Here is an 11,684-nt window from a genome sequence, read left to right as displayed (position 1 = left end):
TTTCTCTCCGATTCTAATTAGGCTTGATTAACAAGATACGATGCGTAATTGGCGCACCCCATCAGCCCAGGGAATTCTGACATCACAACAAAGGTCGGGATTGGCGACACAAACGCCTTCATACGCCCCTTGTCTTGCATCGCGTCGCGGAACGCGCTGCGTTTCATATGTTCTAAATAACGTGGCACGATACCGCCGGCAATGTACACGCCGCCGCGCGTTTCCACGGACAATACAAGATCACCTGTCACACGACCGAGAAAGGTGAAAAATTGCGCCAAGGTGGCGTCCGCTATCTGGTCATTGCCCGCTTCGATCGCCGCGCCAATTTCCGGTGCCGACAAACGTCGTTCAATACCTTGGCGGTGTGCTAGGGCTTCATAAATATTCTCAAGGCCCATACCCGACAATACACGCTCTGCCGAGACGCGGTGATGACGTTCGCGTAGAAAACGCAGAATGTAATCTTCTTGATCGTTGCAGGTGGCTAGATCCACATGTCCGCCTTCACCAGGTAAAACGATGTTGGCGCCATTCTCTTGTGGTACCACACAGGCCACACCTAGGCCCGTACCAGCCCCTAATACCCACGCTGCCGCTTTCGGGTCGACTGTGGCAGGTTCACCAATTTGCACCAGTTCTTCTTGGGGGATGACTTCTAAGCTGTGACCAATCGCATCAAAGTCATTCAGCAGTGCAATTTTCTTATCATGACCAAAGTGGTCTTGGATCTGTTGACGGGTAAAGTGCCAAGGGTTGTTCGAGAAGCGAATCACTTCCTGGTTCACAGGCCCCGCAATCGCCAACACAATGGCATCTATGGAGTCGAAGTTTACGCTACATTGCTCAACGTAAGCAGAAACAGCATCAAAGAAAGACTCATACTCTTTACAAGAGTAAACACTCACTTCCTGTGGCTGATATTGATTGATCGGTACTAAGGCAAAACGTGCGTTTGTCCCTCCCAAATCCGCGATCAAAGCATGAGACATAGTAAACCTCTTAATAGGAGTTCTAATTTTTTTTGAAATTTTACAACGAAAAAGCGTGTAAAAACACCTGAACCCAAAAATAACAGCCAAATAATGTAATTTAATTACATATCAGCGTATTTTGTTCAGAAATTTGAAGACTTTTGTAGGAACAGATCGCTTGCGATTGTTTTTGTAGTTATAGAGGCGCTCGTCCGCTAATTTCAGCAAGTGCTTATAGCTGGTAGGCGCATCCGATAAGACACTGGCACCACCATAACTGACTGTGATTGGCACGAGATTACTTTTGTAACGCAATGGATTGGCATGCAAATAGTCGTGGATGGACTCCGCGACCTCTAGCGCTTGCTCATAGCTTTTCCCCGGCATTACAAAGACAAATTCATCACCCGCAAAACGGAATGCCAACCCTTGCTTATAGACATGCTTCAAAAGACGTTTCGCGATGTATTCTAACACTTCATCGCCACAATTGTGGCCTAAAGTATCGTTGATCGACTTAAACGCATCACAGTCGACGAACACGGCAGTTAAGTCGCGGTTTTGACTTTTACAACGACTAAATTCCCGCTCCAACATCAACTCTAGCTGGCGACGGTTCAATAAGCCAGTTAACGGGTCACGCGTCGCCAGATATTCTAATTTCTCACGGGCGGTCACGTTGCTTAAGCAGATCGAGATTTTTATCGACAGCTGATCCAGCAAGAAAGTGTCTTTGGCCGTGGGATCATAACGATGCACGTCTTGGTCAGCTTGGCAAAACAAGCCAACCAGCTCGCCGTCTATTGTAAGGGGAGAAATGGCAACCGAGCCGATAATACTGCGATAAGATTGTGGAATGACTTCCCAGTAATGACCGATATCTTGGTTCACCAACACGGTTTTATTACCGGTGCCGATGGCATCGATCATGGCGCTCCGGCGGGTAAATAAAACACGATCACGCAGACCAACGGTTTTTTCTAAGGTTTCCACTAGGTGGGCCAATGGCGCTTCAGTGATCAAATTGATCCAGACAAACGGCACATTGAATTGTTTTTGCACTTCTTTGGTAAGGGTGGAGACAAATTGATCACAACGGCCAATAGATAAGATACAACGCTCGATGTCGAAAAACTTCAGCGCAATCTGCTCGTTATGTCTAACGTTCTCTATCAGCTCATTAATATTATGCATCCAACCAACCTACATCAGACTTTGGACAACGACACTAGCCAGCTAACACTATCCTTTTTTCTCTGTCTAGTTTTTGTGCAAATGTTTTTACATGGAATACTCTTATAAACGTACCATCTATGAAAAACTTTAGCTTAATTTGCTGTCTTTATTAAAGAAATCTCGTTTTGGCCGATAAATTTGTTATCCAGAGAGTTGGCTTATTTATGAATATTAGAGACGTCTTAGAAACACAGTTAACCCATGAGGTGAAAGCGGGCGGCCGAGTCTCCGGCAATGCCAACTTTGCGCTGTTCATGAGTCTCTTTACTCAGCCAGGACCAAGCTTACGCACGGCAGAAGACACCCTCAGCCTGCACGAACCCCATGCCGTGACGCGCCCGATTCAGTTTTCCGGAGGCATTAGCAGTAACCCCACGGCCAACCTAGCACTGCTCAAGGCCCTCAGTCATGAGCCCCTAGCACAAGGCAACGTCGCCGCCTACGATGCCGTTGCCGCCGTTGATAACCTGATCTCTACTCACGCTTAAGCATTGCCCACCGCTTCACCACAAACCGCAAAGATTCGACTCCATGCTCGGCCATGCTCCCGCGAGGCACTCAGATAACCTTGCCAAGCACTGTGACTGTCTCGAACATCAAATTGACGAATAAAGCTGTGCCACTCGGGGGCTTGCAGTGGACTTTGCTGCACCAAGGATTGCAGCAGGGGCAGCACTTGATAAGCCACTCGATTGATACGCGCCATATAGGGTTGGAGTAGCTTGATATAATGGGCTTCGAATTGCTGCTTCAAGAAATTCAGCGGCGCACCACACACCGATTGGTTTTGACTGAGCGGCTCCAACGCCTGGGTGGTTGCTTCTAAGTAGTGACGAATATGGACAATGCTATAGAGCAACTTGCCGAGGTATTCACTTTCATAAATGACTTTCATATCCGCTTCGATGTCAGCACTGCGTACATTAGGAATGTTTTCTAAATTCCCTGCAATGCGTTCTAGGTGCTGTAATGCCGTGATCAAATCTTGGTACTGAGACGCTTCCGGTGACACGGGAATAAAGCCATTGGCCAAACTAAACAAGCTGGCCGTCTCTTCTCCAGCCCAAAGCATATTAGAGAAGGCGATCGGTAACTCGCTGGCTTTGATATTGGCCACATCGGTCAGTTTAGTCCGTAAATCAGTGTCTTCGATCTCACAACTGCGGATCGCACGGATGATATCCAGCTCATAGACAAAGCGCTGGCTTGTCGGCATCACCCGCCCCAGTATACTATTACGCTGTCCAGCCACCGCGCCGACATCACACTGTTGCAGCGACAAAAACTCTAATAAGCCAACATCAAACTGACTCAGTTCCATTTGCCGCGTTCTTAATGCCGGTAACGACTGCCATGACAGTTCTGAATCCATCTCGATTTGAAGGTATTCGGATCGGTTGAGGTCTTTGATATACGACTCAAACAAAGTCTGTGGAGCAAACTGAGCGCAGCCAATCAGCAACGTACCCATTAGCAGTAATACAATCGACTTTCGAGAGAGCAGTAACGTCATGATGAACACTCTTCTAATTCAAAAACGTGAGGAAATTTCCGAAACCCGTGTCGCGAAGATGGTGTTCCCCAGCACCACTAATCATTATGACACCTTATTCGGCGGCGAAGCACTTAAGTGGATGGACGAAGTCGCCTACATTGCCGCGACACGCTTTGCCCGTAAACAAGTGGTTACGATTTCCACCGAGCAAGTGGATTTCAAACGCCCAATCCCTTCTGGTATTTTAGTTGAACTGGTGGCCCGTGTGGTCAAAGTTGGCCGTACGTCGCTTAAGGTTGAAGTGGATATCTTTTTAGAGGAGCTTTACAGCGACAAGCGTGAGAAAGCCATCACTGGTGCGTTCAACTTTGTTGCCATTGATGAAAATAAGAAACCGACACCGATTTTTGACGACGAAGCCTAATCTCAAAAGCTTGAGTTAGGCTGCTCAAGAAAGGCCCGCTCCTCTGCACTCGACTCTCGCCCGAGGATGTCATTGCGGTGCGGATAGCGGCCAAAGCGATCAATAATGGCCTTGTGCTGGCGTTCAAAATCCAAATTATTGGCATTGCCCAAGTCTTCAAACAGTCGCAATGCTTGGCTATGAATGCGTTTTGACTCACTGTGCATAAACGGCATGTAAAGGAAGCTGCGTTCGGTTTGTGATAATGACTTATCCATGCCCTTTTCGATGGCAAACTGCGCCAGCGCCAGTGCTAAAGGGTCACAAGCAAACGCCTCGGGCTGATCACGATAAATATTACGTGAGAACTGATCGAGCACGATGATTTCCGCCAAACTGCCATGGGCTGTGGCGCGCCAATCATACAGCTCACCTGCTTTGGCCTGCTCATGCAGCACAGCAAAACGGCGCTCAATATCCCGATCAAACGCCACATCTTTTTGCCACCATTGCGCTGGCTCTATTTCAATAAACCAAAAATCTAACACCGTTTGATACATGCTAATCTCCTTGGAGCAATGCTTAGTTGCGTTTAAGTCTGGGCGAAAATCCCGCTGACCGCCATGCTCAAAGAGTTGGTCACGGCTATTTAATTTTTAGACGACGTGGTTGGTCGACTGGCTCTAGCACAATGTCTGAGTGTAAAAACTCCGCCGCCGCGGCAGAGCCCTCTACTTTCACGGCACTGCGCGCTAGCATTTCCTCTTCATAAGAAGCCAACACCGCTTGGCGAATCCCTGCTTCACTCCACACTTCAGCAGACCAGCAACCTTGGCTAATTTGACGGGCGAGGGATAAGGCATCCAAGATAGCTTGGTTTGCCCCCTGCCCTTTAAACGGCGTCATCGGGTGGGCAGCATCGCCAATCAAGGTGGCCCTTGGACTGTTCGCGAAATGCTCGGGGGTCAACAGTTCACGGTCATACACAGGGTAACCCGACACCAACTCGGCGGGGGTCGCACTAAGAATCTCAGGAATCGGCGCGTGCCAAGGTAAGCGACGACAAGCTTCCGCTTTCAATGCTTCAGAGCCTTGTGCGCTCAATGCCTTAGCGTCTTCTTCGTGCATACGGAAACTGAGCTGCCACATCACAGAATCGGCCTTGTAAGGCATCATATAAATGCGCTCATTGCCGTTGGCTGTTTGGAACACGGTCGCGCCATCCAGCAAGTCCGACTCAAGACCATTTAGCGCAGACAACGGACAGATCCCCAGAATCACCATGCAATCTAAAGAACGCAGGGGCGTCTTTTCATCACCAATGATCTGTTTGCGCACCACGCTACGAATACCATCAGCACCGACAATGAGATCCGCAGCCACCTGTTTTTCTTGGCCATTGGCACTGAGCGTTAGCTGTACCTTACCGTCAACGTCTTGATCAAAACCAAGCAATTGATGATTCCACTGAACTTGGTCGGCACCACCCAGTTGCTGCATCATCTGCCAGCGCAGGGACTGACGGGCAATATGAATATTGGAACGCTTCGGCGTGGCACACGGCTTGCCTTCCATCCAACGGCGCATGCCCCACTCTGCTACGACCTTGCCTTCTGTGGTATGCACTAAATGGCGTGTCGATACCACACCATCATCCAGCTCAGTAATGCCCAGACCAGACATGGCACGACTGGCTTGCTGCAAGGTCAAACCATAACCTTGAGAACGGGCATCAAAACCACTGTCCCGCTCATACAAGGTGCATGGGATGCCACGATGTTTGCAAGCCACGGCAAGTGCCATGCCACCAATACCGGCGCCAATAATCGCCACGTGAGGTAAGCGTTCACTATCGATCGCTTGAGGTTCCTTGGCGCGGATGACACCTTGACCAGCGCATTTCGCACAAGACTCTAAATGGCCTCTTGGCCGTGGCGGTGCCTCGGTGAGGCGGTCATCTTTTGCGAAGGCTTCGAGTGCTTTTTGATAGTCTAGTCGGACTTTTTTACGTATGCGGCGGCTGCGTTTACCACGGCCTTGGCAGTCAGGGCACATGACCCAATAAGTGGATTCGGTTGCTATATTGCTCAATTCAAATTGCCTGATCAGCTAGAAGTTCAATGGCATGAATAATAGCGGATCTACTCAAGCTTGTGGCAAAAGAGTTACCGACTCAGCCTGTTTGCACAGTAAACCTTGATAGACCACTGAAAAATCGCCTGGACTCGTCACACATGTTGCTTTTGAGTGCATTTCGAAAACTCACCTTACCAGACTGATCTAATCCTTTACGCGGATTCGTAGAAGCGCTTGATTTATAAGGTGCTATTTGAAAAAGCAGTCGGAAAGCGACTGCTTTCACGGCCGCGCTGGTGATCTCCATTTTTGTTGCTACAAAAACAGACATGAGCCACGTAGAATAGCGACCAAACTTTCAACCTTTGACTGAATGAGCGACGTGAATGACTCAAACACATACAGGTGAAACCGTACAGACAACGCCAGCAAAAACCGTGGCAGTGATTGGTGCCGGGGCCGCAGGCTCAACCATCGCGTTACGTCTGGCCGAGCTTGGCATCGATACGACCCTGATTGAACGCGGCCCAAGTCTGGTCAATGGTCCGCCGTTTTGCCACCTGCACGCGGGCGGTAATCTGTATCGCGAAATCTCCGATGAGCAATGCCTGACGTTATTAAAACAGTCAATTGATACGGTAAAAGTTTACCCTCAAAGCATCAACGTGCGCCCAACTCTATTGGCGGTCCCCCAAGGTGATCGCAGTGAGCCTATGGATTTGTTGCCACGCTTGGAAAAGCTGCGTGACCTGTACCAATCCCTGGTAAAGCAAGACGCTGACAACCAGGTATTAGGGCAACCTGAGCACTACTTCCGCTTTTATGAACGTGCCGAGATTGAAGCACTCGCGCAACGTGAGTTACCTGAGCAGGCTAATTGCGATGAAGACTGGTTGGTGGCGTTTGCCAAACAAACCAACCTAGATGCTCTGAAATTCCCGCTGGTGATGGTGCAAGAATACGGCCTGTCGGCCTTTCGTTGGGCGGCTATTGCCGACTTAGCCATTGCCCGTCTACCAAGCTGCCACCTCCAGACCAGTACCAGCGTGATCAATATCCAGCACAGTCCAAAAGGTTCTGGCTGGCTCGTCAGCACTCGGCCAACCTCCTCTTCTGACGATGCTGACATACAAGTCTGTGCATACGACTATGTGGTCAATGCTTGTGGTTTTAAGAGTGGTGAATTGGACGATATGATCGAAGCCAAACGCCAACGTATGGTGGAATTCAAAGCCTCATTTGTGACTCACTGGCCGCAATGCAACGGCCTTTGGCCAGAAGTGGTATTCCACGGTGAACGTGGCACACCGCAAGGCATGGCACAGCTAACGCCGTACCCAGGTGGCTACTTCCAGCTGCATGGTATGACCCAAGCCATCACCTTGTTCCAAGGTGGTTTGGTGGCCAGCTGTGAGCAAAGCTCGCAACCGAAATTGGCGCCTCACTTCTTGCAAAAGATCGATGGCGAATGGCCAGAGCAGATTGTGCATGAACGCACCGAAGGCAACATTAACCATATTGCCCAATTTATTCCGAGCTTTAAGACCGCCGAGACCGCGTCTAAGCCATTGTTTGGCGCGCAGCAAATCCCAGGGGAAGACCCAGACTTACGTGCCGCAGATGTGTCTTTCCATCACAATGGTTACGCCCGAGCAGAGATTGTTAAGGCGTCGTCTGCACTTGCAACCGCCGATGCCATTCTTAAGGATCTGCTGGAGTCGGGTGTGGTGACCTCGGAACTAGCGCAGCGCTATTTGACTGAGCACTACTTCCCTGTGACGCAACAATGTGGACATGAAGAAGTCACCATCAGAGCGGAGCAACTCGCCCGCGAGCGTCATTATCCCGATGCGCTAGCGCGAGTGTTTCAGGACTAAGTAGACAAGTGGTCCCTCTCAGGGGTCTGACCCTAAATAGCTAATCAGTAATTTTTTAGACTGGGGGCTAAAGGGTCAGACCCCTTTTCTATATTAGTAATCTGACCCCTTTACTATGAGTTTACGCTGGCGTTTTCAGATCGTCTAAAACGCTGAGTAGCTCGTTGAAGTGGTCGAACAAGAAGTCAGGCTCATGGATGCCCAGATCTTCATCGTAATTGTAGCCGTAGCTGACACCGATGCTGTCCATCTTGGCTGCTTTGGCCGCCAAAATATCATTCTTCGAATCGCCGATCATGACACAGTCAGCAATCTCCGCGTTCATCATGGCGCAAGCGGTAAACAATGGCAGCGGATTCGGTTTACGCTCTGGTAGCGAATCGCCACCTAGACAAAACTCAAACACACCACTTAAACCTAAGCCTTGCAACATCGGTTCAATAAACTTCTCTGGTTTATTGGTAATGATCGCCAAGCGGTAGCCGCGTTGTTTTAGCGCTAGTAGGGTTTCTTTTACTTCTGGATACAACACCGACTTGTCACACACGTTATGCGCGTAGAAGTCTAAAAAAGCCGCCAAGGCTTGATCTACCAAATCTTGTGGCAGAGTTGCATCAATTTCTTTCGCGCCACTGAGACCTCGGGAGATCAAAGGTAGAGCACCATTACCGACCCAGTTGCGTACGGTAGCTTCAGGAAAAGGTTCACGACCTAAATGTACTAGGGTTTGGTTTACCGCGGCGGCTAAGTCTGGCGCACTGTCGACCAAGGTGCCGTCCAAATCAAATAACAAAACGCGTTTATCGTCTAAACTCACTGTGTCTTCTCTCGATATGATATTTTTTACCAAGGTAACACTTCACCATTGGAATGCCAAAAGGTACCCGTGTTGTCTAAATTTAGTTCCTCAATTCGCTTAGCCAGGCGCTCAGCCGCTTGATCAGGCGTGATATCGCCGTAACCACCAATCATTTCTGTGCCCACTAGACCTGGATGCAAAAGTGCCACCGCCACACCGCGAGGTTTTAAGTCATGGGATAGGGACATGCCAGCAATGTTCAACGCTGACTTAGACATACGATAACCGTAGCGACCACCGCTGGTGTTATCCGCTACGGACCCCATACGACTGGTAATCAGAGCGAGCTTAGCATTGGCGCTAAAGTTAGACATCAGAGCTTCGGTTACCGCCAAAGGCGCCAAGGCATTGGTTTCAAACTGACGACGAATGGAGTCTTTATCAATCGCCCCTAACTTTTCATCGCGCAGGATACCCGCGTTGTTGATCAACAGGTCAATGCTGACACCTTTTACTGCATTAGCGAGGCGCTCAATACCTGAATCTTTTGTCACATCCACATCATCAATTACATTAACACCCAAGGCTTTTAACTCAGCGCTGGCTCGGCGACAGGCGGCGTAGACATGATAACCACGGGCTTGATAAAGCTTAGCGAACGACAAGCCAATACCACGACTTGCCCCAGTTATAACAACATTTTTAGCTGACATAAGAATGCTCATTGATTGTGAGTGTATATCAGATAGTTGGGGACAGAGGTGCAGAGATCAAGGGGGGAATGTATAAGCCGCGCCTTTATACAGACACGGCCAGTACGGCTTCGATTACTTGCTGTAATTGCGCGCGAATCAGCGGCAGTTTTTGCTGATCAAGTTGATAGTCAGCACGCTCACTGTCCAAATAAGTGGCTTGCGACAGCTCCAGCTGGATGGCGTGGATGCCCTGCTCTGGTTGGCCAAAGTGACGCGTAATATAGCCCCCTTTAAAACGACCATTACAGACTTGGCTATAGCGCTTGTCGATCACCTCACTGACCGCCTCTAACAAGGCCGACGCACAGGACTTGCCATCGTTAGTCCCCCAATTAAAGTCCGGTAAGGTGCCATCAAATAGCATGGGCACTTGAGCCGGAATGGAGTGGGCATCAAATAAAATAGCGTAGCCAAATTTGGCTTTTAGACGCGCCAGCTCTTGTTCGATGGTGTGATGATAAGGCGTCCAGATGTTGTCTTTGCACCACTGTCGATGTTCAGCCGAGGGCGTTTTTGCTGTTTTAAACAGCGGCGCTTCGGTAAATAGCACCTCAGGAAATAAACCCGTGGTTTTAGTTTGGTACAAGGGCTTATCGTCATAGGGGCGATTCAGATCGATCACATAGCGTGAGTAATTGGCAGCAATGCAACTGACCTTACGCTCGGCTAAGCCATTATAAAGCTCAGGAATATACCAATCCGTGTCCGGTAAACCTTGCCCTGCTTCGGTCAGGCCAGCGGCCACTTCATCGGTTAAACTCAGCCCCGAATGGGGCATACTCACCAATAGCGGCGAGTCACCTTGAGTGAATTGAAATGCAGCCATTGTCATAAGCAGATCTCCCCGTTATACACCCGCTGTTGCAGCAATTGCCCACCGATCCAGTAGCTGAGCTCAGCAGGCGAAGACACATTCCAGTGGACAAAGTTGGCTCTTTTACCCACTTCTAACGAGCCCACTTGATCAGCCATACCGAGGGCTTTGGCACCATTTAGAGTAACGCCTGCTAAGGCTTCTTCTGGCGTCATGGCAAACAGCGTACAAGCCATATTCATCATTAAGCGTAGCGACAACACGGGCGCGGTACCAGGATTAGCATCGGTAGCAATGGCCATAGGCACCCCATGTTTACGAAACAGCTCGATCGGAGGCCGCTGTTTTTCGCGCAACACATAAAAGGCGCCAGGTAAAATCACCGCCACTGTCCCCGCTTTAGCCATGGCTTTGACATCGTCTTCCGTGACGTATTCCAAATGATCGGCGGATAAGGCTTGATGGCTGGCCGCCATGGCCGAGCCACCTAACGCTGAGAGCTGTTCCGCGTGCAATTTCACCGGTAAGCCGAGCACCTTAGCCGCTTTGAAATAACGTTCGGTTTGCGCCACGGAAAAACCAATGCCTTCACAAAAGGCATCCACCGCATCGGCCAAGCCCAGCTGCGCCACCTTAGGCAATAACTCATCACATAGATAGTCGATATAATCATCGGCACGTTCTGCGAACTCGGGCGGCAGCGCATGGGCCGCCAAACAGGTGGTTTTAATGTCTACCGGATGCAGATCAAGCAAGCCTTTCGCCGCCTGCAACATGGCAATTTCGCTGGCCGTGGACAAACCATAGCCGGATTTGATTTCTAACGTGGTGATGCCATCGGCCATCAGGCTTTTTAAACGCGGTTCGGCACTTGCCAACAATTGCTCGACACTGGCTGCACGGGTCGCATGAACGGACGACATAATACCGCCGCCCGCCTTAGCGATCTCTTGATAGCTGGCGCCATTAAGACGCATTTCAAATTCATTGGCACGGTTGCCAGCAAACACCAGGTGAGTATGACAATCCACTAAACCAGGGGTAATCAGACCACCTTCCAACTGATAGGTATGCATCACAGAATGCTCAGGTACATCCGCCACCATCCCTAGCCAGGCAATATGGCCATTTTTCACCGCAATCGCGCCTTGCTCGAGCAGTTGGTAGCGCCCATGGACCATGGTCGCGATATTAGCCCCAAGCCATAGGCTATCCCAATCCTGTGCCGTCGTAGGATCTGCCATATTCATCCCTC

The 11,684-nt window shown here is 49.8% G+C and carries 12 protein-coding genes; 3 read left to right on the top strand and 9 right to left on the bottom strand.

The genetic code is table 11. The features are described from left to right. Positions 1-17: 17 nt before the first annotated feature. Positions 18-992: a glucokinase gene (glk, locus tag MAQ5080_RS13115; RefSeq protein ID WP_067210930.1), complete on the bottom strand. Its 975-nt coding sequence runs from the start codon at positions 990-992 to the stop codon at positions 18-20. Between the two features lie 111 nt (positions 993-1,103). Further along, positions 1,104-2,168 (bottom strand): diguanylate cyclase, encoded by a 1,065-nt coding sequence (locus MAQ5080_RS13110; protein WP_067210927.1) that lies wholly within the window; start codon positions 2,166-2,168, stop codon positions 1,104-1,106. 206 nt (positions 2,169-2,374) lie between these two features. Between MAQ5080_RS13110 and MAQ5080_RS13105 the strand changes: the two genes are divergently transcribed. Beyond that, positions 2,375-2,698: a hypothetical protein gene (locus tag MAQ5080_RS13105; RefSeq protein WP_067211138.1), complete on the top strand. Its 324-nt coding sequence runs from the start codon at positions 2,375-2,377 to the stop codon at positions 2,696-2,698. Here MAQ5080_RS13105 and MAQ5080_RS13100 read toward each other — a convergent pair. Next, the gene (locus MAQ5080_RS13100) at positions 2,695-3,723 is read right to left on the bottom strand and encodes a DUF3080 family protein (RefSeq protein WP_067210924.1); all 1,029 of its coding nucleotides are present in this window, start codon (positions 3,721-3,723) and stop codon (positions 2,695-2,697) included. The genes MAQ5080_RS13105 and MAQ5080_RS13100 overlap by 4 nt on opposite strands. Between MAQ5080_RS13100 and MAQ5080_RS13095 the strand changes: the two genes are divergently transcribed. Continuing rightward, positions 3,722-4,129 (top strand): acyl-CoA thioesterase, encoded by a 408-nt coding sequence (locus MAQ5080_RS13095; protein ID WP_231870836.1) that lies wholly within the window; start codon positions 3,722-3,724, stop codon positions 4,127-4,129. The two genes, MAQ5080_RS13100 and MAQ5080_RS13095, sit on opposite strands and share 2 nt — an antisense overlap. 2 nt (positions 4,130-4,131) lie before the next feature. On the opposite strand, the gene MAQ5080_RS13090 is transcribed toward MAQ5080_RS13095, so the two are convergent. Both MAQ5080_RS13090 and MAQ5080_RS13085 read right to left on the bottom strand, forming a co-directional pair. Continuing rightward, the gene (locus MAQ5080_RS13090) at positions 4,132-4,668 is read right to left on the bottom strand and encodes a DUF924 family protein (protein ID WP_067210921.1); all 537 of its coding nucleotides are present in this window, start codon (positions 4,666-4,668) and stop codon (positions 4,132-4,134) included. 85 nt (positions 4,669-4,753) lie between these two features. Further along, the gene (locus tag MAQ5080_RS13085; protein ID WP_231870835.1) at positions 4,754-6,199 is read right to left on the bottom strand and encodes an FAD-dependent oxidoreductase; all 1,446 of its coding nucleotides are present in this window, start codon (positions 6,197-6,199) and stop codon (positions 4,754-4,756) included. A gap of 371 nt (positions 6,200-6,570) precedes the next feature. Here MAQ5080_RS13085 and MAQ5080_RS13080 point away from each other — a divergent pair, with 371 nt between their 5' ends. Beyond that, positions 6,571-8,061 (top strand): FAD-dependent oxidoreductase, encoded by a 1,491-nt coding sequence (locus tag MAQ5080_RS13080; RefSeq protein ID WP_067210916.1) that lies wholly within the window; start codon positions 6,571-6,573, stop codon positions 8,059-8,061. 121 nt (positions 8,062-8,182) lie between these two features. Here MAQ5080_RS13080 and MAQ5080_RS13075 read toward each other — a convergent pair whose 3' ends face one another. The 4 genes from MAQ5080_RS13075 to hutI all read right to left on the bottom strand — a co-directional run bounded on the left by MAQ5080_RS13075 (position 8,183) and on the right by hutI (position 11,673). Next, on the bottom strand, positions 8,183-8,878 hold the full coding sequence (locus tag MAQ5080_RS13075; protein WP_067210913.1) for a phosphoglycolate phosphatase: 696 nt from the start codon (positions 8,876-8,878) through the stop codon (positions 8,183-8,185). A gap of 26 nt (positions 8,879-8,904) precedes the next feature. Beyond that, the gene (locus MAQ5080_RS13070) at positions 8,905-9,573 is read right to left on the bottom strand and encodes an SDR family oxidoreductase (protein ID WP_067210910.1); all 669 of its coding nucleotides are present in this window, start codon (positions 9,571-9,573) and stop codon (positions 8,905-8,907) included. Positions 9,574-9,658: 85 nt separating this feature from the next. Continuing rightward, on the bottom strand, positions 9,659-10,447 hold the full coding sequence (gene hutG / locus MAQ5080_RS13065) for an N-formylglutamate deformylase (RefSeq protein WP_197464623.1): 789 nt from the start codon (positions 10,445-10,447) through the stop codon (positions 9,659-9,661). Then, complete coding sequence (gene hutI, locus MAQ5080_RS13060) at positions 10,444-11,673, bottom strand: imidazolonepropionase (RefSeq protein WP_067210906.1); 1,230 nt, start codon at positions 11,671-11,673, stop codon at positions 10,444-10,446. Before hutI ends, hutG begins: the two co-directional genes overlap by 4 nt. Positions 11,674-11,684: the final 11 nt, after the last annotated feature.

The organism is Marinomonas aquimarina (genome assembly GCF_900089755.1).
In the GTDB taxonomy this organism is placed as follows: Bacteria; Pseudomonadota; Gammaproteobacteria; order Pseudomonadales; family Marinomonadaceae; genus Marinomonas; species Marinomonas aquimarina.
Note: the sequence above shows the minus strand (reverse complement) of the source record. Positions and strands in the feature narration are given on the sequence as shown.

What these genes read in the sequence shown, in the direction of transcription:
- MAQ5080_RS13095 (WP_231870836.1), top strand. Translation starts at nt 3,722, where the DNA reads ATGATGAACACTCTTCTAATTCAAAAACGTGAGGAAATTTCCGAAACC.
- MAQ5080_RS13110 (WP_067210927.1), bottom strand. Translation starts at nt 2,168, where the DNA reads ATGCATAATATTAATGAGCTGATAGAGAACGTTAGACATAACGAGCAG.
- glk (WP_067210930.1), bottom strand. Translation starts at nt 992, where the DNA reads ATGTCTCATGCTTTGATCGCGGATTTGGGAGGGACAAACGCACGTTTT.
- hutG (WP_197464623.1), bottom strand. Translation starts at nt 10,447, where the DNA reads ATGACAATGGCTGCATTTCAATTCACTCAAGGTGACTCGCCGCTATTG.
- MAQ5080_RS13070 (WP_067210910.1), bottom strand. Translation starts at nt 9,573, where the DNA reads ATGTCAGCTAAAAATGTTGTTATAACTGGGGCAAGTCGTGGTATTGGC.
- MAQ5080_RS13080 (WP_067210916.1), top strand. Translation starts at nt 6,571, where the DNA reads ATGACTCAAACACATACAGGTGAAACCGTACAGACAACGCCAGCAAAA.
- hutI (WP_067210906.1), bottom strand. Translation starts at nt 11,673, where the DNA reads ATGGCAGATCCTACGACGGCACAGGATTGGGATAGCCTATGGCTTGGG.
- MAQ5080_RS13105 (WP_067211138.1), top strand. Translation starts at nt 2,375, where the DNA reads ATGAATATTAGAGACGTCTTAGAAACACAGTTAACCCATGAGGTGAAA.
- MAQ5080_RS13090 (WP_067210921.1), bottom strand. Translation starts at nt 4,668, where the DNA reads ATGTATCAAACGGTGTTAGATTTTTGGTTTATTGAAATAGAGCCAGCG.
- MAQ5080_RS13100 (WP_067210924.1), bottom strand. Translation starts at nt 3,723, where the DNA reads ATGACGTTACTGCTCTCTCGAAAGTCGATTGTATTACTGCTAATGGGT.